The 24,143-nt window shown below is 68.6% G+C and carries 22 protein-coding genes; 14 read left to right on the forward strand and 8 right to left on the reverse strand.

The genetic code is table 11. The features are described from left to right. Window positions 1-407 precede the first annotated feature (407 nt). The 4 genes from BPET_RS14690 (at window position 408) to BPET_RS14705 (ending at window position 4,533) form a co-directional block, all read left to right on the forward strand. Window positions 408-2,279, forward strand: a complete 1,872-nt coding sequence (locus tag BPET_RS14690) for an ABC transporter ATP-binding protein (RefSeq protein WP_012249807.1) — start codon at window positions 408-410, stop codon at window positions 2,277-2,279. Window positions 2,280-2,397: 118 nt separating this feature from the next. Continuing rightward, on the forward strand, window positions 2,398-2,769 hold the full coding sequence (locus BPET_RS14695; RefSeq protein ID WP_012249808.1) for a VOC family protein: 372 nt from the start codon (window positions 2,398-2,400) through the stop codon (window positions 2,767-2,769). A 96-nt stretch (window positions 2,770-2,865) separates the two neighbouring features. Further along, the gene (locus BPET_RS14700) at window positions 2,866-4,059 is read left to right on the forward strand and encodes an MFS transporter (RefSeq protein WP_012249809.1); all 1,194 of its coding nucleotides are present in this window, start codon (window positions 2,866-2,868) and stop codon (window positions 4,057-4,059) included. Window positions 4,060-4,200: 141 nt separating this feature from the next. Continuing rightward, the gene (locus BPET_RS14705; RefSeq protein ID WP_012249810.1) at window positions 4,201-4,533 is read left to right on the forward strand and encodes a YegP family protein; all 333 of its coding nucleotides are present in this window, start codon (window positions 4,201-4,203) and stop codon (window positions 4,531-4,533) included. Between the two features lie 39 nt (window positions 4,534-4,572). On the opposite strand, the gene BPET_RS14710 is transcribed toward BPET_RS14705, so the two are convergent. Together BPET_RS14710 and BPET_RS14715 are read right to left on the reverse strand one after the other, a co-directional pair. Next, window positions 4,573-5,715 carry a mandelate racemase/muconate lactonizing enzyme family protein gene (locus tag BPET_RS14710; protein WP_012249811.1) on the reverse strand — a complete coding sequence of 381 codons (1,143 nt, stop codon included), beginning with the start codon at window positions 5,713-5,715 and terminating at the stop codon, window positions 4,573-4,575. A gap of 8 nt (window positions 5,716-5,723) precedes the next feature. Then, complete coding sequence (locus BPET_RS14715; protein WP_041862946.1) at window positions 5,724-6,449, reverse strand: GntR family transcriptional regulator; 726 nt, start codon at window positions 6,447-6,449, stop codon at window positions 5,724-5,726. Window positions 6,450-6,538: 89 nt separating this feature from the next. Here BPET_RS14715 and BPET_RS14720 point away from each other — a divergent pair, with 89 nt between their 5' ends. From BPET_RS14720 to BPET_RS14735, 4 genes are all read left to right on the forward strand, one after another. Continuing rightward, on the forward strand, window positions 6,539-7,306 hold the full coding sequence (locus BPET_RS14720; protein WP_041862947.1) for an ABC transporter permease: 768 nt from the start codon (window positions 6,539-6,541) through the stop codon (window positions 7,304-7,306). Beyond that, the gene (locus BPET_RS14725) at window positions 7,303-8,118 is read left to right on the forward strand and encodes an ABC transporter ATP-binding protein (protein WP_012249814.1); all 816 of its coding nucleotides are present in this window, start codon (window positions 7,303-7,305) and stop codon (window positions 8,116-8,118) included. The genes BPET_RS14720 and BPET_RS14725 overlap by 4 nt, the downstream gene beginning before the upstream one ends. A gap of 359 nt (window positions 8,119-8,477) precedes the next feature. Further along, a complete protein-coding gene (locus tag BPET_RS14730) occupies window positions 8,478-9,167 on the forward strand; it encodes an ABC transporter substrate-binding protein (protein ID WP_231852600.1) in 690 nt (229 codons plus the stop codon). 15 nt (window positions 9,168-9,182) lie between these two features. Beyond that, window positions 9,183-10,793, forward strand: coding sequence for a GMC family oxidoreductase (locus BPET_RS14735; RefSeq protein WP_012249816.1), 1,611 nt, complete (start codon window positions 9,183-9,185; stop codon window positions 10,791-10,793). A 68-nt stretch (window positions 10,794-10,861) separates the two neighbouring features. Here the strand turns inward: BPET_RS14735 and BPET_RS14740 are convergent, their stop codons facing one another. Next, window positions 10,862-11,866, reverse strand: a complete 1,005-nt coding sequence (locus BPET_RS14740) for a Bug family tripartite tricarboxylate transporter substrate binding protein (protein ID WP_012249817.1) — start codon at window positions 11,864-11,866, stop codon at window positions 10,862-10,864. A gap of 245 nt (window positions 11,867-12,111) precedes the next feature. Between BPET_RS14740 and BPET_RS14745 the strand changes: the two genes are divergently transcribed. Continuing rightward, complete coding sequence (locus BPET_RS14745) at window positions 12,112-13,863, forward strand: IlvD/Edd family dehydratase (RefSeq protein ID WP_012249818.1); 1,752 nt, start codon at window positions 12,112-12,114, stop codon at window positions 13,861-13,863. A gap of 21 nt (window positions 13,864-13,884) precedes the next feature. Here the strand turns inward: BPET_RS14745 and BPET_RS14750 are convergent, their stop codons facing one another. Continuing rightward, the gene (locus BPET_RS14750) at window positions 13,885-14,787 is read right to left on the reverse strand and encodes a LysR family transcriptional regulator (protein WP_012249819.1); all 903 of its coding nucleotides are present in this window, start codon (window positions 14,785-14,787) and stop codon (window positions 13,885-13,887) included. Between the two features lie 105 nt (window positions 14,788-14,892). Here BPET_RS14750 and BPET_RS14755 point away from each other — a divergent pair, with 105 nt between their 5' ends. After that, complete coding sequence (locus tag BPET_RS14755) at window positions 14,893-15,858, forward strand: 3-hydroxyacyl-CoA dehydrogenase family protein (protein ID WP_012249820.1); 966 nt, start codon at window positions 14,893-14,895, stop codon at window positions 15,856-15,858. On the opposite strand, the gene BPET_RS14760 is transcribed toward BPET_RS14755, so the two are convergent. From BPET_RS14760 to BPET_RS14770, 3 genes are all read right to left on the reverse strand, one after another. Next, window positions 15,792-16,334, reverse strand: coding sequence for a DNA-deoxyinosine glycosylase (locus BPET_RS14760; protein ID WP_407921188.1), 543 nt, complete (start codon window positions 16,332-16,334; stop codon window positions 15,792-15,794). The genes BPET_RS14755 and BPET_RS14760 overlap by 67 nt on opposite strands. Window positions 16,335-16,396: 62 nt before the next feature. After that, window positions 16,397-17,026 (reverse strand): class I SAM-dependent DNA methyltransferase, encoded by a 630-nt coding sequence (locus tag BPET_RS14765; RefSeq protein ID WP_012249822.1) that lies wholly within the window; start codon window positions 17,024-17,026, stop codon window positions 16,397-16,399. A gap of 169 nt (window positions 17,027-17,195) precedes the next feature. Further along, window positions 17,196-19,052 (reverse strand): phosphoenolpyruvate carboxykinase (GTP), encoded by a 1,857-nt coding sequence (locus tag BPET_RS14770; RefSeq protein WP_012249823.1) that lies wholly within the window; start codon window positions 19,050-19,052, stop codon window positions 17,196-17,198. A 223-nt stretch (window positions 19,053-19,275) separates the two neighbouring features. Here BPET_RS14770 and BPET_RS14775 point away from each other — a divergent pair, with 223 nt between their 5' ends. The 4 genes from BPET_RS14775 (at window position 19,276) to BPET_RS14790 (ending at window position 23,347) form a co-directional block, all read left to right on the forward strand. Further along, window positions 19,276-20,697 (forward strand): MATE family efflux transporter, encoded by a 1,422-nt coding sequence (locus tag BPET_RS14775; protein ID WP_012249824.1) that lies wholly within the window; start codon window positions 19,276-19,278, stop codon window positions 20,695-20,697. A gap of 69 nt (window positions 20,698-20,766) precedes the next feature. Next, window positions 20,767-22,029, forward strand: a complete 1,263-nt coding sequence (locus tag BPET_RS14780) for a Zn-dependent hydrolase (protein WP_012249825.1) — start codon at window positions 20,767-20,769, stop codon at window positions 22,027-22,029. Window positions 22,030-22,101: 72 nt separating this feature from the next. Beyond that, entirely contained in the window at window positions 22,102-22,437 is a 336-nt protein-coding gene (locus BPET_RS14785) for a thioredoxin family protein (protein ID WP_012249826.1), read from the forward strand. Between the two features lie 4 nt (window positions 22,438-22,441). Continuing rightward, window positions 22,442-23,347 (forward strand): DMT family transporter, encoded by a 906-nt coding sequence (locus BPET_RS14790; protein WP_012249827.1) that lies wholly within the window; start codon window positions 22,442-22,444, stop codon window positions 23,345-23,347. Between the two features lie 21 nt (window positions 23,348-23,368). On the opposite strand, the gene BPET_RS14795 is transcribed toward BPET_RS14790, so the two are convergent. Further along, window positions 23,369-24,082: a GNAT family N-acetyltransferase gene (locus BPET_RS14795; RefSeq protein WP_012249828.1), complete on the reverse strand. Its 714-nt coding sequence runs from the start codon at window positions 24,080-24,082 to the stop codon at window positions 23,369-23,371. Window positions 24,083-24,143: the final 61 nt, after the last annotated feature.

The following is a 24,143-nucleotide window of genomic DNA, read 5'->3' on the forward strand; positions in this document are numbered from 1 at the left end:
TACCGCCGCACGGCGCGGGCGTATCGGGCGCTCGCCCCGTTTTTAAAACACCACGATCGAGTAGGCAAATATTGCCAATGTCAATACTGCCCTGATAAGATTGCCGCTCGGGTATTCACCTACCCACCTCTTCCAATTCTCTTCACTCAACCACCAGGGAGGCGTTCGATGTCTGTATTGCGCACCGCGTTCCCCAGCGTGGCCCCGCGACACTATTAAGTCGTCGCAGGCGCTGGGCCGCCCGCTTGTTTTTTCTGGCACGTAAGCACGCGCTTACGGCAGGTCCTCGCCCGTTCCACAGGCAATTCTGATTTCGCATGCCGGCCAATCGCTGGCACGCCGGATTGTCTGTTCCTTATGCTTTCGACCGAAGTCCCGGCGCGCACCGCCGCGCCGGGCCGTGACAAATGACTCGAAGAAAAATCGATTTGCGCGGACAGGCCTTCAAGGATGTCCTGGGTTTTACCTTCCGGCACTGGGGTGAACAGCCCTGGCGCATTATGTTGATCGTGGTGCTGGTGCTGCTGTCGGCAGCGGCCGACGTACTGACGCCGCTGTTTGCCGGCCGCCTGGTCGACGCCGTGGCGGCCGGCATGGACGGCGGCGCGGCAACCTGGGATCGCGCCACCGCGGCGTTCTGGACGCTGGCGGCGCTGGGCCTGGCCAGCACTGCGTTGCTGCAGATGGTGTACTTCAACATCATCGCGCTGACGCTGAAGATGATGAGCGCCATCGCGGGCCGGGCGTTTCACCGCGTGCAGCGCCTGTCTACAGACTGGCATGCCAACAGCTTCGCCGGCTCGACCGTGCGCAAGATCACGCGCGGCATGTGGGCGCTGGACCTGCTCAACGACACGCTGCTGGTGGCGCTGCTGCCGTCGGTGGCCATGCTGGTGGGCGCCACCCTGGTGCTGGGTTTGCACTGGCCGGTGATGGGCATGGTGGTCGGCCTGGGTTCGCTGCTGTATGTGCTGGTGACCGCCGCCCTGTCGCTGGGCTTCGTGGCGCCGGCCGCACGCCTGGGCAATGCCTGGGACACCCGCCTGGGCGGCGTGCTGGCCGACGCCATCACCTGCAACCCGGTCGTCAAGGCGTTCGGCGCGGAACGGCGTGAGGAGACGCGGCTGGCCTGGACGCTGGCCAAGTGGCGCCACCGCACCCGGCGCGGCTGGGTGCGCGGTTCGGTCAACGGCGGCGCGCAGGGCGTGATGCTGGCGGCCATGCAGGCGGCCATCCTGGGCTCGGCGCTGCTGCTGTGGCGGCGCGGCCAGGCCAGCGTGGGCGACATCACGTTCGCGTTGACCATGTTCTTCATCCTGCAGGGCTACCTGCGCGACATCGGCATGCACATCCGCAACCTGCAGCGCTCGGTCAACGACATGGAAGAACTTGTGTCGCTACACGCCCAGCCGCTGGGCGTGGCGGACGCGCCCGCCGCGCGCGACATCGTCATCGAGCGGGGCGAGATCTGCTTCGAGCACGTAACCTTCCGCTATGGCGCGCATGCCACGCCGCTCTACGACGATTTCTCGGTCCGCATCGCGCCGGGCGAGCGCGTGGGCCTGGTGGGGCACTCAGGCTCGGGCAAGACGACGTTCATCAAGCTGATCCAGCGCCTGTACGACATCGACGGCGGCCGCATCGTCATCGACGGCCAGGACATCGCCCAGGTGCGTCAGGATTCGCTGCGCAGCCAGATCGCCATCGTGCAGCAAGAGCCCGTGCTGTTTCACCGCACGCTGGCCGAGAACATCGCCTATGCCCGGCCGGGCGCCAGCCGCGCCCAGGTCGAACAGGCGGCGCGGCTGGCCAGCGCCCACGACTTCATCATGGCCTTGCCCAAAGGCTATGAAACGCTGGTGGGCGAACGCGGCGTGAAACTATCGGGCGGCGAACGCCAGCGGGTCGCCATCGCGCGCGCCTTCCTGGCCGACGCGCCGGTGCTGATCCTGGACGAAGCCACCTCCAGCCTGGACAGCGAAAGCGAGGCCCTGATCCAGCAAGCCATGGAACGCCTGATGGCCGGCCGCACCACCCTGGTGGTGGCGCACCGCCTGTCGACGGTGCGCGCCATGGACCGCCTGCTGGTGCTGGACAAAGGCCGCATCGCCGAGCAAGGCAGCCATACCGTGCTGGTGCAGCGTCCTGGCGGGCTGTACCGCCGCCTGCTCGAACGCCAGGCGCTGGACCTGGCGCGGGGGCTGGACCTGCCCGCGGCGGCGCAGCGCCCCCCGCAGCACCCGGCCCCCGAGGCGCTACGCGTGATGGCGCCGCCCTGACATGCCCACACACGCCCTCGTTCCACTGACAGTTTCTGACAGCATGCATCTTTACGATGCGTCCGCAGGCGCGACTCGCGACGCGCCCGCTGGCGTCATCGCCATTGCGGAGCATTCCATGACCGATCCCAACCTGATCATCCTGTATGTCGACAGCCCGGACCGCAGCGCCCGGTTCTACACCGAACTGCTGCGCAAGCCGCCGGTGCACGCCACCCCCAGCTTCGCCAAATTCAAGCTCGACTCGGGCCTGATGCTGGGCCTGTGGGCGCGGCAGACCGTCACGCCGCGCGCCATCTCGGCCGGCCGCGGCGGCGAGCTGGCCATTCCGGTGGCCAACCGCGAGGCCGTGCGGGCGCTGCACGCCGACTGGACCGAGCGCGGCATTCCCATCGCACAGCAGCCCACCGATCTCGATATCGGCCACACCTTCGTGGGTCTCGACCCCGACGGCCACCGGCTGCGCGTGTTCGCCCGCAAGCAGGAATGACCGTAGCCGCCCTCGCGCAGGGTGGCTACAATTCTCCGCTTGCCGCCCGTGGGAGCCCACCCGCGGGCCGATCACAACCCGCATGACTCCTTCCCCATGACTTCCGCTGTTTCCGGGCCCCGCTCGCCCGGCCTGGTGCTGTTCGCGCTGGCCATCGGCGCCTTCGCCATCGGCACCACCGAATTCGCCACCATGAGCCTGCTGCCGTATTTCGCGCACAGCCTCGGCATCGACGCCCCCACCGCCGGCCACGTCATCAGCGCCTATGCGCTGGGCGTCGTGGTGGGCGCCCCGCTGATCACCGTGGCGGCCGCGCGCCTGCCGCGCCGCGCCCTGCTCATACTGCTGATGACGCTGTTCGCGCTGTTCAATGGCCTGTGCGCCTTCGCGCCCAGCTACGCATGGCTGATGACCCTGCGCTTTCTCAGCGGCCTGCCGCATGGGGCGTACTTTGGCATCGCGTCGCTGGTGGCGGTGTCGCTGGTTCCCGAGCACCGCCGCACCCAGGCCGTGGGCCGCATGTTCCTGGGCCTGACTGTGGCCACCATCGTCGGCGTGCCGCTGGCCAACTGGCTGGGCCATGCGGTGGGATGGCGCTGGGGCTTCGCCCTGGTGGCCGCGGCCGGCCTGCTCACCGTGGCGCTGGTGGCCGCGTTCGCGCCCGCGACGCCGGCCGACCCGCAAGCCAGCCCGCTGCGCGAACTGGGCGCGCTGCGACGCACGCAAGTGTGGATTACGCTGGGCATCGGCGCCATTGGCTTCGGCGGCCTGTTCGCCGTGTATACCTACCTGGCCGACATCCTGCTGACAGTCACCGGCGCGGCGCCCGACACGGTGCCGCTGGTGCTGGGCGTGTTCGGCATCGGCATGACCATCGGCAACCTGGTGATTCCGCGCTTCGCCGACCGCGCGCTGATGCCCACCGCCGGCGGGCTACTGCTGTTCAGCGCCGCCGCGCTGGCGCTGTTTACCTTCAGCATTGGCAATATCTGGGCCATCACGGCGGCCGTGTTCCTGGTGGGCATGGGCGGCGCGCTGGGCACCGTGTTGCAGACGCGCCTGATGGACGTGGCCGACGACGCCCAGGGGCTGGCGGCGGCGTTGAACCATTCCGCCTTCAATACCGCCAACGCGCTGGGCCCGTGGCTGGGCGGGCTGGCGCTGGCCCACGGCCATGGCTGGCGCGCGCCGGGCTGGGTGGGCGCCCTGCTGGCGCTGGGCGGATTCACGCTATGGCTGATGTCGGTGTCGCTGGACCGGCAGCGCCGCGCGCTGGGCCAGGCGGCCTGAAAGAATTGCAAAGGCGCGGCGCGCCCACGCCAAAAACCTAGGCAAAACCGGCACCATTCCCTATGATCGGAATACCCTGGCGGGCGGCGCGCCGCCCCAGGGCGCTGTCCCGCCCATCGCTTCAATCCAAGGAGTCCCATCATGGCAGGCTGGTTTGAATTGAAAAAAGCAAGCAACGGACAATTCCACTTTGCCCTGAAAGCCGGCAACGCGGAAACCATCCTGACGAGCGAGATGTATACCGCCAAGGCCTCGGCCGAGAACGGCATCGCCTCGGTGCAGAAAAACAGCGGCGATGCATCGCGCTACAACCTGGCTACGGCCTCGAACGGCAAGTTCTATTTCACGCTGCGCGCCGCCAACAACCAGATCATCGGCAACAGCCAGATGTACAGCACTGAAGCCGCGCGCAATGCCGGCATCGAATCCGTCAAGCAGAACGGCTCCACCCAAGAAATCCGCGACAACAGCTGATTGCCTCGCGGGCGGCGTGGCGCCCGGACACGCCTGGCGTCAAGCGGCGCATTGCGCCCGTAGCGCGTCCAGGTCGGGTTCCACGCCGATGCCGGGCGCGTGCCCCAGGCGCGCCACGCCCTCTTCCAGCTGCAGCAGCGGCGCGCTGAGCAAGGTGCGCAGCGGGTTGGCATTGGAATCGATCTCCAGCAGGCCGCCGTGCCGCGTGCCGTCGACGGCGGCCAGCAGGTGGGCCGACGCCATCAGCCCCACCCCGGCGCCCAGGTAGTGCGGGCAATAGCGCAGGCCGGCCGCGCGCACCGCGCGGATTACCGGCAGGCAGCCCGAAATGCCGCCCCATTTGGCCAGATCGGGCTGCACCACCCGTAAAAAGCCAGCCTCGATGACCGCGTGAAAGGCCGCGCTGCCCAGGCAGTTCTCGCCGGCGGCCAGCGGCACTGGCGACTGGCGCGCCAGGGCCAGCCACTGCGCCAGAGGCTGGTCGGCGCGCAGTGGCTCTTCCAGCCAGGCGATATCCAACTCGCCCATGGCCGCCGCCATGGCGGCCGCATCCTCTGGGCCCCAGCCCTGGTTGGCGTCGGCCATCAGCGGCACGCCGGGCCCCAGCAGCTGGCGCACCTGGCGCAGGTTGCGCAGGTCGCGCTCATGTCCGAACCCCAGCTTCAATTTAAAGGCGCGGTAGCCTTCAAGGTGCTTCTGCCGCACCACGCGTTCGGGGTCGTCGGGGTTGATGCCGCTGGCATACACCTCGACGCGGTCGCTTGTGCCGCCCAGGTACGCCCATAGCGGCTGGCCCGCGCGGCGCGCGCACAAATCCCATAGCGCCAGGTCGATGCCGGCGATGGCCTGCGCCATGGGTCCCGGCTCGCCGGACTGCAACGCCAGCACCTCGGTGGCCGCGGTGAGATGCGCCCAGGCCGCCGCCGGCCCGTCGTAGGTTCGCCCGAGCAGCAGCGGCCGCAGCACCGTTTCCACCAGGCGCGCGCGATGCTCGGCGCCGCAGGCCGGGAAGTTGCACCAGATTTCGCCCCAGCCATGCGCGCCGTCGCGGTCTTGCACGCGCACGAATACCGCCGGGCGGTCGTGCATGATGCCGAACGAGGTGCGCACCGGCTGCTCGATGGGATAGCGCAGCACGTGCACGCTGAGCTCGGCGGGGGACACGCTGCTGGCATCGCCCATGGCAGGCCTCATGGAATCAGGTTCATTTCGACGTGGATGAAGTCGCCGCGATACGTGACTTCGCTCAGGTAGATGACCTGGCCGCCATCGTCGACGAACACCCGGCGCACTTCGGCGATGGGCGTATTGACGGCCACTTGCAGCTGCTGCGCCACTTCGGCGTCAGCCGTGCTGATGGTGAGCGTCTGGCGCGCCTGCGCGATGTGCAGACCGGGCATGGACACCAGCAGCGGAATGACGGTTTCGTTGCGGAAGCGGACCGGGTCCTGGCGGAAGATGCGTTCGGCCAGGTAGATGTTGATGACGCAATACGGCTGGCCGGCGCGTTCGTGGATGCGGCGCATGAACACATATTGCCCGGCCGTCGCGCCGTCTTGCGGGGTAAGCGGCGCGGAATGGATGGACTCGTCGATCGTGACGATCTTGGGCTGGGTGTCGCGGTAGACCTCGGCCAGTTCGGCCAGCGTGGTCTGCACCCGCAGCCAGCGGTCGTTGGGGGGCAGCCCGGTGACGAACGTGCCGCGCCCCTGCTGGGGCGACACCAGCCCTTCGCGGGTAAGCACGTCGACGGCCTGGCGCACGGTGACGCGCGCCACGCCGAATTCGGCTACCAGCTCTTCCAGGGACGGCACTTTCCGGCCCTGTTCCCAGATGCCGCGCGCAATGCGCTGGCGCATCAGGTCGGCCAGCTGCAAATAGCGAGGAATGGGGCTGTCGTGGAACTTGATAGCCATAAACAAATAGCCATATATTGTTTGCTGAACGTATGGTCTACAGTACGATTTGACCATTAAAAGGTCAAGCGCCATATGGAGGAGGCATTTTGCGCAACCGTTCCCTGCCGCGGCGCGCGGCCCTGATCGCCGCCCCGTGGGTGCTGATCGTGCTGGCCTGGTATGGCGTGCGCGCCAGCGGGCTGGTCAGCCCCGCGCTGGTGCCCAGCCCGCACGAAGTGTTGTCCAAATTCCTGGCGCTGATGCAGACGCGGCTGCCGCACGACATTCTCATGTCGACCCAGCGCGTGTTGCTGGGCGTGCTGCTGGGCATCGTGCTGGCGGTGCCGGTGGGATTCGTGCTGGGCTGGTACAAAAGCGTGCGCAGCTTTGTCGACCCGGTTATCAATTTCTTTCGCGCCCTCCCCCCCATCGCGCTGATCCCGCTGGTGATTGTGTACTTCGGCATCGGTGAATCCGCCAAGATCGCGATTCTGTTCTACGCCTCGTTTTTTGCGGGGGTGATCGTCATGTACGAAGGCATCGCGCAGATCAACCCCATTTACGTGCGCGTGTCGCGCACCCTGGGCGCCAGCGATGGCGAGATCTTCCGCAAGGTCATCGTGCCGCTCACCATTCCCCACATGCTCACTGCCCTGCGGGTGGCGCTGGGCGTGGCCTGGGCCACGCTGGTGGCCTCGGAACTGATCGCCGCGCAACAGGGCCTGGGCGCGCTGATCCAGGATGCCTCGTCGTTCTTCCAGCTCGACATCATTTACGTGGGCATCATCTGCATCGGGCTGATCGCCCTGGTCATGGACCTGATCCTGCGCGCCGCGGCGCGCCGCCTGGTGGCCTGGCAGGAGCGCATCGCATGACGACAGACACTTCCGCGCGCATCCAGTTTTGCAACGTCGCGGTCGACTACCCCACGGCCGACGGGCCGATGCGGGTGCTCGACGGCATCGACTACGAAATCCGGCAGGGCGAGTTCGTATCGGTGATCGGCCCGTCGGGTTGCGGCAAGACCACGATGATGAACATCGTGGCCGGCTTCGTGCAGCCCACCGAAGGCCAGGTGCTGCTCGACGGGCGGCCCATCGCGGGCCCCGGGCCGGATCGCGGCGTGATCTTCCAGGAATATGGCGTGTTTCCGTGGCTGACGGTCAAGGAGAACATCGCCTTCGGCCTGACGCTGCGCGCCAACCAGACAAGCCGCGCCGAACGCGACGAGATCTGCCAGCGCTACATGGAACTGATGGGGCTGGCCGACTTCGCCAACCATCACCCCAAGCACCTGTCGGGCGGCATGCGCCAGCGGCTGGCGCTGGCGCGCGCGTACGCCGTGAAGCCGCAGTTCCTGCTGATGGACGAGCCCTTCGGGGCGCTGGACGCACAGACCCGCTCGGCCATGCAGGACCTGCTGCTGCAGGTGCTGCTGGCCGAAGACAAGACCGTGATGCTGATCACCCACTCGGTGGAAGAGGCCATTTACCTGTCGTCGCGCATCGTGGTGGTGACGGCGCGGCCGGCGCGCATCCGCACCGTGATCGACGTGCCGTTCGGCTATCCGCGCGCCGAGAACCTGCATGAAGACCCGCGTTTCGGCGAACTGCGTTCGCAGATCCGCAGCCTGGTCATGGAGGAATACGCCAGGCAAGCCAGCCAGGTCGTGCGCCTGGCCGATTGACCCACACCATTGAACCCATTCCCCGCAAGAAAGGAGTCCCACCATGAATCCGCAGCGCAGAACCTTGTTGAAGACCGGCGCCCTGGCGGCGGCCATGTCGGGCATCGGCATGCCCCTGCTGGCGCGAGCCGCCGAGAAAGTGCGCGTGGGCTACCTGCACACGCCCGCGGTCGACGGCCAGATCTGGACCGGCCTGGAAACCGGCGCCTTCGCCAAGCAGGGCCTGGACCTGCAGATGATCAAGTTCACAACGGGCCTGGAACTGTTCCAGGCCATGATAGGCGGCAGCCTGGACGTGCTGTCCACCGGCGCGGTGGTATCGAACTTCCCGGCGCGCGGCCAGGGCCAAGGTGTTCCTGGTGAACAACGTGGAATACGCCACGGCGCAATTGTGGGTGCGCGGCGACTCGGGCATCAAGAGCGCCGCCGACCTCAAGGGCAAGAAGATCTCGACCACGGCCGGCACGACCGCCCATGTGTTCCTGGACCGCGTGCTGCAAAGCGCCGGACTGCAGGAAGGCAAAGACGTGCAGATCGTCAACCAGCGCATGACTGAAGCGGTGACCTCCTTCATTTCGGGCGCGGTGCCGGCGGTGGCCCTGTGGGTGCCGTTCGACGTGACCGTGCGGCAGAAGGTGGAGGGCGCGCGCATGCTGGTGGATGCTTCGGCGTTCTATCCCGAGGCGGCCATCGTGGGAGGCTGGGCGGCGCGCAACGAATACTACGACCAGAATCCGAAGTTGATCGCGTCGCTGATCAAGGGCTGGGTCACGGCCAATGATTATCTGCTGTCGCATACCGACGAGGCAGTGGCGACCCTGCAGAAAAAACACTACCCGGAAGTGCCGCTGGAAGACCTGAAGAACCAGTACAAGGCCTCGAAGTACTTCACGTCGGCGCAATGGCGCGCCAAGTATGCCGACGGCACGGTCACCAAGTGGCTGCAACAGGTCACCGACTTCTTCGTGCACACGGCCAAGATCTCCAACCCGGTGCCGGCCAGCACCTACTTCGACCCCAAGCCCTATCTCGACATCGTCAAGGCCTGAGCCGCGCGCCGCGCCATGACCTCTGCCTACGACTACATCATCGTCGGCGCCGGTTCGGCCGGCTGCGTGCTGGCCAACCGCCTGAGCGCCGATCCGGCCTGCCGCGTGCTGCTGCTGGAGGCCGGCGGCGCCGACCGGGGCTTCTGGCTGAAGCTGCCGGTGGGGTACTTCCGCTCGATCTACGATCCGCGCTATTCGTGGCAGTTCGCGGTCGAGCCGCAAGCCGAGACCGGCCATCGCGCCATCGTCTGGCCGCGCGGCCGGGTGCTGGGCGGGTCCAGCTCGATCAACGGGCTGATCTACATTCGCGGCCAGCACGCCGACTACGATGACTGGGCGCGCCTGGGCGCGGCCGGCTGGGGCTATCGCGACGTGCTGCCGCTGTTCAGGCGCTCGGAATGCTACGCGGGCGGCGCCAGCGAATACCATGGCGACAGCGGCGAACTGCACGTCTCGGACCTGCGCAACGACCACCCGCTGTGCGATGCCTGGCTGCAAGCGGGCGCGCAGGCCGGCCTGCCGGCCAGCCCCGACTTCAACGGCGCGATCGACAGCGGCCTGGGCAGCTATCAGCTGACGCTGCGCGGCCACTGGCGCGACAGCGCCGCCACCGCCTTTCTGCACCCCGTGCGCGGCCGCCCCAACCTGACGGTGACGACCGCCGCGCACGTGACCCGCCTGCTGATCGAACGCGGCGTGTGCCGTGGCGTGGCCTGGCTGCAAGACGGCCAGCAGATGCGCGCGCACGCCGCCGGCGAAGTCATTCTGGCAGCCGGCGCGCTGCAATCGCCGCAGCTGCTGCAGCTGTCGGGCGTGGGGCCGGCCGCCCTGCTGCACAAACACCGCATCGCCGTGCACGTGGACGCGCCCGAAGTGGGCCGCAACCTGCAAGACCACTATCAGGCGCGCGTCATCGTGCGCGTGAAGAACAGGCTGTCGCTCAACGACGACGTGCGCAACCCGCTGCGGCTGGCGCGCATGGGCGCGCGCTGGCTGTTCGGCCAGGAAGGCCCGTTGACGGTAGGCGCGGGCCAAGTGGGCGGCATGGTGTGCACGGAACACGCCCGCGACGGCCGCGCCGATGTGCTGTTCAATGTGATGCCGCTGTCGGTGGACAAGCCCGGCGACCCGTTGCACGGGTTCTCGGGCTTCTCGGCCTCGGCCACCCAATGCCGGCCCGACTCGCGCGGCACGGTCGAGATCCGTTCGGCCGACCCACTGCAGCCGCCGCGCATCGTGTCCAACTACCTGACCGAACCGCGCGACATCAAGGTGCTGGTGGCGGGCCTGCGCATGCTGCGCGACATTTATCAGCAGCCCGCATTCCGCGCGTTTATCGGCGGCGCCGAGTACATGCCGGGGGAAGACGTGCGCAGCGACGGCGAACTCGCCGAGTTCGCGCGGCAGCGCGGCGGCACCGTGTTCCATGTGTCGGGCAGCTGCCGCATGGGCAGCGACGCGGCCTCGGTGGTCGACCCCGAACTGCGCGTGCGGGGCGTCGAGCGCCTGCGCGTCATTGACGCATCGGTGATGCCCGCGATGGTGTCGGCCAACACCAACGCGGCCACCCTGCTCATTGGCGAAAAAGGCGCGGAGCTGGTGCGCCAGGCGCGCGGCGGCGCCTGAAGCGAAACGCGGGCGCCTGACCGCCGCAAGGTGTCAGGCGCCCGCTGCTGCAACCGCGGCTCGCCTGCCTACTCGGCCTTGACCCCGGCGTCGCTGATGACCTTGGCCCATTTGGCGCGCTCGGCGGCAATGCGCGCCGCGGCGTCGGCCGGCGTGGTCCAGGTGGCCACGGCGCCCTGGTTCAGCAGCGCGGCCTTGACCTCGGTCTTGGCCGTGATTTGCTTGAGCGCGCCGTTGAGCTTGTCCAGCACCGTCGCCGGAGTGCCGGCTGGCGCCACGATGCCGAACATCGAGCTGACCTGGAAATTGGGCAGGCCTGCCTCGGCGGTGGTGGGCACCTCGGGCAGCGCCTCGGCGCGCTGGGCCGAGGCCACGGCCAGCGCGCGCAGCTTGCCGCCCTTCACGTGCCCCTGCGCCGCCGGCACCGTCTCGATCATGCTCAGCACCTGGCCGCCCATCAGGTCGGTCATGGCGGGGCCGCTGCCCTTGTACGGCACGTGCAGCACATCCACGCCGGCCACGCTCTTGAACATTTCGGCGGCCAGGTGTTGCGGCGAGCCGTTGCCGGCCGACGCCATCGTCAGGTAGCCCGGACGAGCCTTGGCCAGCGCGATGAATTCCTGCAGCGTCTTGGCCTGCACCGACGGGTGCACCACGAACACCAGCGGCACCGTGCCCACGATGGACACCGGGGCGAAGCTCTTCTCGATGTCGTACGGCACCCTGCCCTTGTAGAGTTCGGCGTTGATCGAATGGCTGGTCAGCGCGCCCATCAGCAAAGTGTAGCCGTCGGGGTCGGCCTTGGCGACCTGGTCGGCGCCGATATTGCCGGCCGCCCCGGCGCGGTTCTCGACCACGAACTGCTGACCCAGCGCGGTGGACAGTTCCTGGGCCAGCACGCGGCCGATCACGTCGGTGGCGCCGCCGGGCGGATACGGCACCACCAGCCGTACGGGACGTTCGGGATAGGCGGCCGCCGCGGGCGCGGCGTGCAGGGCGAAGCCGGCGCACAAAACCAGGGCTGATGCCAGGAAGGCGCGGCGCGCCGGCGTGGGCTTGCTGAAAAGGGACATGCGTGGTCTCCTGGCCGGGATGGTTGTTCGGATGGATCTGGCGCCCGGCTCGTTGTTGCGCCCTGAGTGTAGGGGGTGCATCCTGATAGAAGAATCAGAACTTTTCTATTGAACGATCTGTTTTATCGATCAATAGATTGTCCGGCCTGCACAGGGCGGCACGCGAAGAACCTTGTACTTGCACGCCTTTGTACCGGGCGGATATGATGCAGGCGCATATTATCAATAATATTATTGGAATCAGCATGGCTGTAAACAAATCCCCCGCCCCCGTCGTCAGCGGCCTGAGCAAGGGCCTGACCAACTACGGCGACACAGGCTTTTCGCTGTTCTTGCGCAAAGCCTTCATCAAGGGCGCCGGGTACACCGACGATGCCCTGGCGCGCCCGGTGATCGGCATCGTGAATACCGGCAGCAGCTACAACCCGTGCCATGGCAACGCGCCGCAACTGGTCGAGGCGGTCAAGCGCGGCGTGATGCTGGCCGGAGGCCTGCCGGTGGACTTTCCCACCATCTCGGTGCACGAAAGCTTTTCGCAGCCCACCAGCATGTACCTGCGCAACCTCATGTCGATGGACACCGAAGAAATGATCCGCGCGCAGCCCATGGACGCGGTGGTGCTGATCGGCGGCTGCGACAAGACCGTGCCGGCGCAACTGATGGGCGCCGCCTCGGCCGGCGTGCCCGCCATCGAATTGGTAACCGGCGCCATGCTGACCGGTTCGCATCGCGGCGAGCGGGTGGGCGCCTGTACCGATTGCCGCCGCTATTGGGGCCGCTACCGCGCCGAAGAGATCGACGCGGCCGAGATCTCGGACGTCAACAACCAGCTGGTGGCCAGCGTGGGCACCTGTTCCGTGATGGGCACGGCCAGCACCATGGCCTGCCTGGCCGAAGCGCTGGGCATCATGGTGTTCGGCGGCGCGTCGGCGCCCGCCGTCACCGCCGACCGGATCCGCGTGGCCGAGCGCACCGGCACCACGGCCGTGGCCATGGCGGCCAGCCGCCTGACGCCCGATCGCATCCTGACCGGCAAGGCGTTTGAAAATGCCTTGCGCGTGCTGCTGGCTATCGGCGGCTCTACCAATGGCATCGTGCACCTGACGGCCATGGCCGGACGGCTGGGCATCGATATCGATCTGGCCGGGCTGGACCGCCTGAGCCGCGAAACGCCGGTGCTGGTGGATCTGAAGCCTTCAGGCCAGCACTATATGGAAGACTTCCACAAGGCCGGCGGCATGCCCGCCCTGCTGCGCGAACTGCGCCCGCTGCTGCACCTGGATGCGCTGACGGTCTCGGGCCGCACGCTGGGCCAAGAGCTGGACGCCGCGCCGCCGGCTTTCGCGCAAGAGGTGATCCGCCCATTCAGCTCGCCCATCTACCCGGCCGGCGGCCTGGCGGTGCTGCGCGGCAATCTGGCTCCCGGCGGCGCCATCATCAAGCAATCGGCCGCCAACCCCGACCTGATGGAACACGAAGGCCGGGCCGTGGTGTTCGAGGACGCCGAAGACATGGCCCGCCGCATCGACGACGATACGCTCGACGTGCGCGCCGACGACGTGCTGGTGCTCAAGCGCATCGGGCCCACCGGCGGCCCGGGCATGCCGGAAGCGGGCTACATGCCGATTCCCCGCAAGCTGGCGCGCGCCGGCGTGAAAGACATGGTGCGCATTTCCGACGGCTGCATGAGCGGCACCGCGGCCGGCACCATCGTGCTGCACGTCACGCCTGAGGCGGCCGTGGGCGGCCCGCTGGCGCACGTGCGCAACGGCGACCGCATCCGCCTGTCGGTGCAGCGCCGCGAGATCGCCTTGCTGGTCAGCGATGAAGAACTGGCCCGGCGCGCGGCCGAACACCCCATCGAGCGGCCGCAGGGCGAGCGCGGCTACCACAAGCTGTACCTGCAAAGCGTGACGCAGGCCGACCAGGGCGCCGATTTCGATTTCCTGCGCGCCTCCGCCACGCGCGAGACGGTGCCGGGCAAGCCCACGCGCTGATGGCAAGCCTGGCGGTTGGGATCACCCCGCCGTCAGGTGCTCGCGCAGCACCTCGAGCAGCGCCGCCGCGGCCGGCGACAGGCTGCGATGGCGCGCCGTCACCAGGCCGATAGAGCGCTCGGCCACCGGCCCGACCAGCGGCCGCTCGACCACGCCGCGGTGCGCCACCGCGCCCGCCGCGATGGCCGGCAGGGCCGCCACGCCAAAGCCGCACTCGACCATGGCCACGATGGTGGTCAGGTGCTCGGCCTCGAAGGCCGGCTGGAAACGTATGCGGTTCTGCAGGAAAGCCCATTCGGCGTACTGCCGCACGCTGCTCGGGTGCACCATCGACACGTGCGCGGCGTCCACTGTGTCGGTCCAGCGCAGCGGCCCCTTGCGGCGCGCCAGCGGGTGACTCTCCGGAATCAACAGCAGGAAGCTGTCGGACAGCATGGGCACATAGTGCAGGTCGGCCTGCTGCGGATCGGCCGCGGTAATGGCGAAGTCCACCTCGCCGGCGCGCACCAGGTCGAAGGCCGGCCCTGTCAGCGTGTCGTGCACTTTCAGCGCCACGTGCGGGTGCGCCTGGCGGTAGGCCATCAGCACGCGGGGCAGCATGCGTGCCGCCACCGACGGCAGCGCGGCTACGGTCACCGACCCGCGCTCGGCATTGGCGATGCCCCCTACTGCGTCGATGGCCTCACGGAACGCCACCTGCAGGTTGGCCGCCTGCTGCAGGAACACCTGGCCGGCCGCGGTCAGCCGCACCGTGCGGGTGGTGCGGTCGAACAGCCGCACGCCCAGGGCGTCTTCAATACGCAGCACCTGGGTGGACAACGCCGACTGCGACAGATGCAACTGCGCGGCGGCCTGCCGGAAGTTGAGCGTGCGGCCCAGCACCAGCACGGTTTCGACGTCACGCATCGACAGATTGATCTTCATTTCATTGATCTCGTTTTTTGATCATTCTATCCAAAAAATCTGATTCATCAATCAAACGACCTTCTCTACACTGGCGCCCATCCCCCGACCGATTAAGGAAACATCATGAACGCACCCCAGCCCGCCCGCCTGGCCAATCCGGCCGCCACCCATGCCGTGGTGGTGGGCGGCGGCACCATGGGCGCCGACGTGGCGGTGGTGCTGGCGCGGGCGCGCTGCCGCACCACGGTGGTCGAACCCGACGCCGCCCGCGCCGGCGCGCTGCCTGCCCGCGTGGCCGGCAACCTGGAGGCCGCGGGCCGGGCCGACGCCGCCGGCCCGGTGCAGACGGTGGCCAGCCTGGACAACGTCGACTGGAGCAGCGTGGGCCTGGTGATCGAGTGCATTCCGGAACGGCTCGACCTGAAGCAGGCCCTGTTTGCCGAGCTGGAGCGCCGCGCCCCTGCCGACGCCATTCTGGCAAGCAACAGTTCCAGCTTTCCCATCGGCGCCATCGGCGATGGCCTGGCCACACGCGCGCGCATGCTGGGCCTGCATTTCTTCATGCCCGCGCACCTGGTGCCGCTGGTCGAGGTGGTGCTGTGCGAGGCCAGCGAAATGGCGTACGCCGACGCGCTGATCGCCTTCATGCGCCGCTGCGGCATGGTGCCCGTGAAGGTGCGCAAAGACCTGCCCGGCTTCCTGGCCAACCGCCTGCAGCATGCGCTGTCGCGCGAGGCCTTCGACCTGATCGACCGCGGCATCGCGTCGCCCGAAGACGTGGATGCCGCGGTGCGCTTCGGCTTCGGCTTCCGCTTCCTGGCCGCGGGGCCGGTCCTGCAGCGCGATCACGCCGGCATCGACGTGCACGCGGCGGCCGGCGCCACCATGTACCCGTCGTTCTGCAACAGCGACCGGCCGGCCCGCTGCCTGACCGAGCGCGCGCAAGACGGCCGGCACGGCATGAAGACCGGCCAGGGCTTCTACGACTGGACGCCCGAAACGATAGCGGCCGAGCGTGCCCGCTACGACCGCCTGCTGCGCGCCGGGCTGGCGCTGATCGCCGACGAGCTGCCGCCGCTCGAACCCTGACCGCGCTGCCCCTGGCAGTCCGGGCTGCCAGGGCCATAAGCCGTATCAAGGGCCTGCCGCCAGGCGGCCAGCTTGGCCTGCGGGCTCATGGCGGCGTGCGCCGGGCTGGTGGACGGCAGGTCTACATATTGCAGCCCGCGCGCGCGCGCCGAATGCGGCAGCACGCGGCGCCGGAACAAGGCGGCCGCCTTGCCGCCGTTAAAGCACACGCGCTCGATGCCGGGGTGTGCGCGGAAAAAGGTGTTGAAATCGTTCGGCTCGGCCGTGGCAGGGTCGATGTCGGCATCCAGACTACCGGGGCGCTCGCACGCCTGCAGCACGTCCCACAACGCCACGCCGGCCGCCGTCAGCGCGGCCACGCGCGGCGCGTACGCCGCCGCGGCGTCGAAACCGAATACCGCCGCGGCGATAGGCCAGAATGCATTGCGCGGATGCGCGTAATACTGCTGCTGGCGCAGCGAGGCCACGCCCGGCATCGAGCCCAGCACCAGCACGCGCGCGTGCGGCGCGGCCAGCGGCTCGAAGCCCCGCACGCGCGTCACGGCCGGGGCCGCCATACGCTGGCCAGCCACGGCTGCTGCTCGCGCGGCAGCCCGGCGGGCCGGTAATAGTGCTCGAGTTCGCCGAAACCCGCCTCGTTCATCAGCGCACGCCAGGCGGCCAGGTCGTGATACGCGCCGTAGCGCCCGCGGTTCCACCCTTCCTGGTTGTCGCCGCGGGGGTTCGAGCAGAATAGCGCGCCGTCGGGACGCAGGGCCGCGCGCAGTTGCCGCAGCACGCGGGGCAGTTCCTGGCCGGGCACATGGAACAGCACCGCGTTGGCGTAGATGCCGTCGAAGCGGCCGGCCGGCAGGTCGAGCGCCAGCAGGTCCTGCTGCCATACCTCGCAGCCCGAGGCCTGGCGGGCCATGGCCACGAAGCGTCCGGCGCCATCCAGCCCCACCGCGCGATGGCCGAGCGCGGCGAAGGTTTTCAGGTCGCGGCCCGGGCCGCAGCCCAGATCCAGGATGTCGTATGGCGGCGCGCCATGCAGATGGCGCAGCAGCGCGGCGATGTTCTGGCTGACGTCATGGTCGCGCGTGCCGGCCTCGAAGCTGTCGGCGCGCTCGTTATAGTGCGCGAGCGTCAGCTCGCTGATCTGGCGCAGCTCGTCGGGGGTGAGCGACATGGATATGTTCAGGTGTCAGGCACCGCAGGCGGATCAGGTGTCTGACTCCCGCCTGGCGGGTGTCAGACACCTTGATGGTTGACACAGGCGCGGCACGCTTCGGCGTCAGGCCCTGCGGAGCCTGACACCTGATCAGAGGAAAGCGCGCGGCGCATCGGAGGGCGGGCTATCAGGCCGCGAGGCGGCCCTGGATGGCCGACTTCACGCCGGGCAGTTCGTCGGGCAACCGGTCGGCCAGCTTCTCGAACAGCGTGTCGTGCAGCGCTAGCTCGTCGCGCCACGATGCCGCGTCCACCGAGATCACCTGCTGGAACTTATCGGGGCTGAATTCGAGCCCGGTCCAGTCGATGTCCTGGTAGGTGGGCGACACGCCGAACACCTGTTCGACGCCGCCGGCCGTGCCGTCGATGCGGCCCAGCATCCACTTCAGCACGCGCATGTTGTCGCCGAAGCCCGGCCATACGAACTTGCCGTCGGGCCCCTTGCGGAACCAGTTGACGCAGTAGATGCGCGGCAGCACGGCGCCGGCGGCCTGCAAGCGCTTGCCCAGCTTCAGCCAGTGGCCGAAGTAGTCGCTCATGTTGTAGCCGCAGAACGGCAGCATGGCGAACGGATCGCGGCGCACCACGCCCTGCTGCCCGGCGGCGGCGGCGGTGGTTTCGGAACCCATGGTGGCGGCCATGTACACGCCTTCGACCCAGTTGCGCGCCTCGGTGACCAGCGGCACGGTAGTGGAGCGGCGTCCGCCGAAAATGAAGGCGTCGATCACCACGCCTTCGGGGTTTTCCCATTCGGGGTCGATGGACGGGCACTGGGCAGCGGGCGCGGTGAAGCGGGCGTTCGGGTGCGCGGCCTTGCGGCCGGTTTCCTTGGCGATCTGCGGGGTCCAGTCCTGGCCCTGCCAGTCGATCAGGTGGTCGGGCGGGGTGTCGGTCATGCCTTCCCACCAGACGTCGCCGTCGTCGGTGAGCGCCACGTTGGTGAAGATGACGTTGGCCTTCAGGGTGGCCATGGCGTTGAAGTTGGTTTTCTCGCTGGTGCCCGGGGCCACGCCGAAATAGCCGGCCTCGGGGTTGATGGCGCGCAGCCGGCCGTCGGCGCCCGGCTTGATCCAGGCGATGTCGTCGCCGATGGTGGACACCTTCCAGCCGTCCATGCCCTGGGGCGGAATCAGCATGGCGAAGTTGGTTTTACCGCAGGCGGACGGGAACGCCGCAGCCACATGGTATTTGCGTCCCTTGGGCGAGGTCACGCCCAGGATCAGCATATGCTCGGCCAGCCAGCCCTGGTCGCGGCCCATGGTGGACGCAATGCGCAGCGCGAAGCACTTCTTGCCCAACAGCGCATTGCCGCCGTAGCCCGAGCCGAAGCTCCAGATTTCGCGGCTTTCGGGATAATGCACGATGTACTTGGTGGGATTGCAGGGCCAGGACACGTCGGCCTGGCCTTCGGCCAGCGGCGCGCCCACGCTGTGCACGCAAGGCACGAATTCGCCGTCGGCGCCCAGCACGTCGAACACGGCGCGGCCCATCCGGGTCATGATGCGCATGTTCACCACAACATAGGGGCTGTCGGAGAGCTCGACGCCGATGTGGGCGATGTTGGAGCCCAGCGGCCCCATCGAGAACGGCACCACATACATGGTGCGGCCGCGCATCGAGCCGTCGAACAGCCCGTCGAGGGTGGCGCGCATTTCGGCCGGATCGGCCCAGTTGTTGGTGGGGCCGGCGTCTTCGGCGCGTTCGGAGCAGATGAACGTGCGGTCTTCGACCCGTGCGACGTCGGAAGGATCGGAACACGCCAGATATGAATTGGCGCGCTTGGCCGGGTTCAGGCGGCGCAGCGTGCCCGACTGGACCATCTGTTCGCAGAGCCGATCGTATTCTTCCTGGGAGCCGTCGCACCAGGTAACGCGATCGGGCTTGGTCAGCGCGGCGACCCGCGCTACCCAGTCGATCAGCCCCTGGTGCTTGACGTACGCGGGAACATTGAGCGAAGCGATCCCGCCGTCGAACGGTTTATTCATCGGGCCCATCTCCTAAAAGTAAAAGACCATGCGGGCCCGCAAGGGACCCGCATCGTTGTGTGAATCAGTGGCGTCATATTACTTGCCTACGGCATGGCCTGGCCATTCCACGCCGCAAGGAATGAAACATCGTATGTCTGTTATCGCCCCTGTGTTGCGGCCCCGTAATTTAGGGAAAACCCCAAGCAAGGCTTATCATGCCGCCTTGACGATGGAACGCCTCATGCCGCACCGCCTTGCCGCCCGCGCCGCCTGGACGCGGGAGATCCGCGCCACCCTTGCCCTGAGCCTGCCCCTGGTGCTGACCAGCCTGGCGCAGATCGCCATGACGGCGACCGACGTGATCTTCATCGGCCGCCTGGGATCGCAGGCGCTGGCCGCCAGCGCGCTGGGCGCCAACCTGTACGCCGCGTCCGCGTTTTTTTCGCTGGGCCTGGTGACGGCCACCGCGCCGATGGTGGCGCGCGAACTGGGCGCCCGCCGCCACTCGGTGCGCGACGTGCGCCGCACCGTGGCGCAGGGGCTGTGGGCCGCCGCCCTGATCTCGGTGCCCGGCTGCCTGGCGCTGTGGTACGGCGAGGCTATCCTGCTGGCCATTCGCCAGCCGCCCGAGCTGGCCGCGCAGGCGGGCGTATACCTGCGCGCGCTGCTGTGGGGGCTGCCGCCCTTCCTGGGTTTCCTGGTGCTGCGCTCTTTCACCGCCGCGCTGCAGCGGCCGCGCGCGGCGCTGTGGGTGGCGCTGGCAGGCATTCTGTTCAATGCGCTGGCCGACTGGGCGCTGGTGTTCGGCAAGCTGGGGCTGCCGCCCCTGGGCCTGGTGGGCGCAGGCATCGCCAGCGCGACCGCCAGCCTGTTCCTGTTCGCGGGCATGACCGTAGTGGTGACGTGCGACCGGCGCTTTCGCCGCTACCGGCTGTTCGGCCGGGTCTGGCAGCCCGACTGGCACCGGCTGGCCGCGCTGTGCAAGCTGGGTCTGCCGATCGCGGCCGCCACGGCTTTCGAGGTGACGATCTTCAACGCGGCAGCGTTCCTGATGGGCTGGCTGGGCGAAGCCGAGCTGGCCGCGCACGCGGTGGCCATCCAGATCGCCAGCATCAGCTTCATGGTGCCGTATGGCATCGCCCAGGCCGCCACCGTGCGCGTGGGCCTGGCCTATGGCGCCCGCGACGCGGCCGCCATTCAGCGCGCCGGCTGGACGGCCTACGGGCTGGGCGTGGGCTCGATGGTCATCGCCGCGCTGTTGATGGTGGCCGTGCCGCACTGGCTGCTGGCGGCGTTCTTCGACGTGCGCGCCCCCGCCAATGCCGCGCTGTTGGCACTGGCCTCGTCATACCTGGCCGTGGCGGCCGTCTTCCAGATCGTCGACGGCGCGCAGGTCATGGGCGCAGGCATGCTGCGCGGCCTGCACGACACGCGCGTGCCCATGCTCTATGCCGCCATCGGCTACTGGGGCCTGGGCCTGCCGGCCGGCGCGGCGCTGGCCTTCTGGGCGGGCTGGCGCGGCGTGGGCATCTGGAGCGGCCTGGCTATCGGGCTGGGCGTGGTCGCCGTGCTGATGACGCGCCGCTGGCTGCGCCGCGAACGCGAGGGCCTGGCGCCGCCGCTGCGGCGGCCCGCGCCGGTGACGCGCGCCACCATGCCATAATCGTCGCAGGCTGCGTACCGGGGCTTGCCGCCCCGCGATGCGCGCCCAGCATGTTTTTCCAGGATGTCTATGCCCCCAGCTTTCCCCCCCTTGAACGCCGACCGCCTCTGGTCGCGCGTTGAAACCCTTGCCCGCCACACCCTGCCGGATCTCCCCTGGACCCGCCGCGCCTTCTCGCCGCAGTTCGAGCAGGCACGCGCCTGGCTGGCCCGGGAATTCGCCGACGCCGGCCTGGAAGTCCGCCTGGACGCCGGCGGCAACCTGATAGGCCGCCGCGCCGGCCGCAACCCCGCGCTCAAGCCCATCGTGACCGGCTCGCACTGCGACACTGTCATGAGCGGCGGCCGCTACGACGGCATCATCGGCGTGCTGGCCGGCATCGAAGTGGCACGCACCCTGCACGAACAAGGCATCGAGCTGGAACACCCGTTCGAAGTCATCGATTTCCTGTCCGAAGAACCCAGCGATTACGGTATTTCCTGCGTGGGCAGCCGCGCCCTGTGCGGCCAGCTCGACGCCGCCATGCTGGCCGCCCGCAATCCGCAAGGCGAAACGCTGGCCGAGGGCCTGCGCCGCATTGGCGGCGACCCGGACGCACTGACGGCGCCGTTGCGCGGCGCCGGCGACACGGCGGCCTTCGTCGAGCTGCACATCGAACAAGGCCCCGTGCTGGAAAGCCGCCAGCTGCCCATCGGGGTGGTGACTCATATCGTGGGCATCCGCCGCGTGCGGATCACGGTGCAGGGCCAGCCCGACCACGCCGGCACCACGCCCATGGACATCCGCCGCGATGCCCTGGTGGGCGCCGCCCGGGTGATCGACGCCGCGCACCGCGAGGCCAGCCGCCTGAGCGGCCAGCCCCACTACGTGGTGGCCACGGTGGGCCGCATCGAAATCACCCCCAACGCCGCCAACGCGGTGCCCGGACGCGCCGAACTGATGCTGGAAGTGCGCAGCGACAGCGACGACGTGCTGGACAGCTTCCCCGAGACCATCATGGCCAGCCTGGCCGCCGGCCTGGCGGAACTGCGCCTGCAAGCCAGCATGGCGCCGGCCAGCCGCGCCCGCCCCACCGCCTGCTCGCCGCTGGTGATGCAGGCCATCGAGGCGGCGGCGGATCGCCTGGGCTATGCATCGATGTCCCTGCCCAGCGGCGCGGGCCACGACGCCGTATACATGGCGCCCACCGGCCCGATCGGCATGGTGTTCATTCCCTGCCTGGGCGGGCGCAGCCATTGCCCCGAAGAATCTATCGAACCCGCCCAGTTGCTGGACGGCACGCGCGTGCTGTACGAAACCGTGCGCGAGCTCGACCGCCGCCTGGCGGGCTGAATCCGCGCGGCGCCCGGCTGGGCGCCGCCGGATGCGCTATCGTCCGTATTCCCTTCTACCGCCGCCCGCCGCATGCAGCAGATCGACCTCACCGACAGCACCGCCGACCGCTATCTGCTCGACGCCCCGGGCTTGTCACTGCTGGCTTTCCACAGCCGCACCTGCGCCACCTGCAAGATCGCGCGCGAGCAGTTGCCGCAACTCGACCTGCCGGTCGAGCGGCTGTGCTGGGTAGACGCCGGCGACAACGGTGGGCTGGTGGCGCGCTACGAAGTCTTTCACCTGCCCGCCCTGTTCCTGGTGCGCGACGGCGCCTTCTACGGCCCGGTCAATGCCTCGCTGGCCGAATGGGACCTGCGCCAGCAGATCGGCCTGGCGCTGGACAGCTACCCGGCCGAGCTGCCCTGAAACCATGCAGTCCGCCGCCCGCCTGCCGCTCGATGGCCGCGCTACGGGGCTGATGATCCTGCTGTGCCTGTGCTGGGGCTTCCAGCAGATCGCCATCAAACTGGTGGCGGCCGACATCTCGCCCACGCTGCAGATCGGCCTGCGCTCGGCATTCGCCGCCGTGGTACTGGCCGCCCTGGTGCTGCGCAAAGAGGGCCGCACGATCTTCGCCGACGGCACCCTGGCCCCGGGCCTGCTGGCCGGCGCGCTGTTCGCCGCGGAATTCCTGCTGGTGGCCCAGGGCCTGCTGTACACCACTGCCTCGCACATGTCGGTGTTTCTTTACACCGCCCCCATCTTCACGGCACTGGGCCTGCACCTGGCCTTGCCCGAAGAGCGGCTGCGGCCGGCGCAGTGGCTGGGCGTGGCTCTGGCCTTTGCCGGCATCGCGCTGGCCTTCCTGGGCCGCGGCCAGCAAACCGCGGCGCCCGCCATGCTGCTGGGCGACCTGTTGGGCGTGCTGGCCGGCGCGTCGTGGGGCGCCACCACCGTGGCCATCCGCAAGTCGCGCCTGTCTGAAACCCCCGCTGCCAAGACGCTGCTGTACCAGATGGCCGTGGCAGGGGTGGCGCTGCCATTATTCGCCTGGGCCACCGGCCAGGCCGCGCCGGTGTTCTCGCCAGCGGCCGTGGCCAGCCTGGCCTTCCAGGCGCTGGGCGTGGCGCTGTTCAGCCTGTTGGTGTGGTTCTGGCTGCTGCGCCGCTACCTGGCCACGCGCCTGTCCATCCTGTCGTTCATGACGCCCCTGTTCGGCGTGGCGTTCGGCGTGCTGATCCTGCACGAGCCGCTGGACGCGGCATTCGTCGCGGGCGCCATCATGGTGATGGCCGGCATCCTGATCGTCATAGGCGTGAAGGGAATAGCGCGATAAGACACCGCCGGGCCAAGCCCCTCAACGCGCCTGCGCAATAAGCTCCCCCAGCCGCCGCCGCTGCTTGCCCTGCGCATCGAAATTGTCTGGCGCCAGCCATTGCTCCAGCCCGCTGCGCACGGCCGGCCATTCGCCGTCGATGATCGAGAACCAGGCCGTGTCGCGGTTGCGGCCCTTGTACACCACCGCCTGGCGGAAGATGCCCTCGAACTGGAAACCCAGCCGTAGCGCGGCGGCGCGCGACGGCGCGTTCAGGCTGTCGCACTTCCATTCATAACGGCGATAACCGAGCTGGTCGAACGCGCGCCGCATCAGCAGATACTGCGCCTCGGTCGCGGCCGGCGTGCGCTTGAGCCGGCGCGAATAGGCCACGCTGCCCACCTCGATCACCCCATTGGCCGGGTCGATGCGCATGGCGGCCAGCGTGCCCACGGCGCGCCCGCTGGCCAGGTCGATAACGGCGTAATGCTGCGGGTCGTCGGTTGCCTGCGCGGAGCGTGCGTAAGCCAGGTAGCTGGCTTCATCCGGAAACGGACCCGCATAGGTGTAGGTCCAGTCGCTGCCGTCCGGGGTCTGGCTGAAGGCCTCGTACAACTCGGCCCCATGGCGTTCCGCATCCAGCGGCTCGAGCCGGCAATAGTGGCCGGCCATGGGCTCGCGCGGCGGATACGGCCGGGCGGTCCAGTTGGGAATGAGATGGCCGACGGGCTGCTGCGGCGACTGGGAAGTGGACATGCTGGAGATCCTTTTTCAAGTACGGCGTACAAGCGCCACGGCCTCTACGCTAGCGGAATCG

The organism is Bordetella petrii (genome assembly GCF_000067205.1).
GTDB lineage: Bacteria > Pseudomonadota > Gammaproteobacteria > Burkholderiales > Burkholderiaceae_B > Bordetella_A > Bordetella_A petrii.

Coding starts and splice junctions, on each gene's coding strand:
- BPET_RS14690 (WP_012249807.1), top strand. CDS start 408: ATGACTCGAAGAAAAATCGATTTGCGCGGACAGGCCTTCAAGGATGTC.
- BPET_RS14695 (WP_012249808.1), top strand. CDS start 2,398: ATGACCGATCCCAACCTGATCATCCTGTATGTCGACAGCCCGGACCGC.
- BPET_RS14700 (WP_012249809.1), top strand. CDS start 2,866: ATGACTTCCGCTGTTTCCGGGCCCCGCTCGCCCGGCCTGGTGCTGTTC.
- BPET_RS14705 (WP_012249810.1), top strand. CDS start 4,201: ATGGCAGGCTGGTTTGAATTGAAAAAAGCAAGCAACGGACAATTCCAC.
- BPET_RS14710 (WP_012249811.1), bottom strand. CDS start 5,715: ATGGGCGATGCCAGCAGCGTGTCCCCCGCCGAGCTCAGCGTGCACGTG.
- BPET_RS14715 (WP_041862946.1), bottom strand. CDS start 6,449: ATGGCTATCAAGTTCCACGACAGCCCCATTCCTCGCTATTTGCAGCTG.
- BPET_RS14725 (WP_012249814.1), top strand. CDS start 7,303: ATGACGACAGACACTTCCGCGCGCATCCAGTTTTGCAACGTCGCGGTC.
- BPET_RS14735 (WP_012249816.1), top strand. CDS start 9,183: ATGACCTCTGCCTACGACTACATCATCGTCGGCGCCGGTTCGGCCGGC.
- BPET_RS14740 (WP_012249817.1), bottom strand. CDS start 11,866: ATGTCCCTTTTCAGCAAGCCCACGCCGGCGCGCCGCGCCTTCCTGGCA.
- BPET_RS14745 (WP_012249818.1), top strand. CDS start 12,112: ATGGCTGTAAACAAATCCCCCGCCCCCGTCGTCAGCGGCCTGAGCAAG.
- BPET_RS14750 (WP_012249819.1), bottom strand. CDS start 14,787: ATGAAGATCAATCTGTCGATGCGTGACGTCGAAACCGTGCTGGTGCTG.
- BPET_RS14755 (WP_012249820.1), top strand. CDS start 14,893: ATGAACGCACCCCAGCCCGCCCGCCTGGCCAATCCGGCCGCCACCCAT.
- BPET_RS14760 (WP_407921188.1), bottom strand. CDS start 16,334: ATGCCGGGCGTGGCCTCGCTGCGCCAGCAGCAGTATTACGCGCATCCG.
- BPET_RS14765 (WP_012249822.1), bottom strand. CDS start 17,026: ATGTCGCTCACCCCCGACGAGCTGCGCCAGATCAGCGAGCTGACGCTC.
- BPET_RS14770 (WP_012249823.1), bottom strand. CDS start 19,052: ATGAATAAACCGTTCGACGGCGGGATCGCTTCGCTCAATGTTCCCGCG.
- BPET_RS14775 (WP_012249824.1), top strand. CDS start 19,276: ATGCCGCACCGCCTTGCCGCCCGCGCCGCCTGGACGCGGGAGATCCGC.
- BPET_RS14780 (WP_012249825.1), top strand. CDS start 20,767: ATGCCCCCAGCTTTCCCCCCCTTGAACGCCGACCGCCTCTGGTCGCGC.
- BPET_RS14785 (WP_012249826.1), top strand. CDS start 22,102: ATGCAGCAGATCGACCTCACCGACAGCACCGCCGACCGCTATCTGCTC.
- BPET_RS14790 (WP_012249827.1), top strand. CDS start 22,442: ATGCAGTCCGCCGCCCGCCTGCCGCTCGATGGCCGCGCTACGGGGCTG.
- BPET_RS14795 (WP_012249828.1), bottom strand. CDS start 24,082: ATGTCCACTTCCCAGTCGCCGCAGCAGCCCGTCGGCCATCTCATTCCC.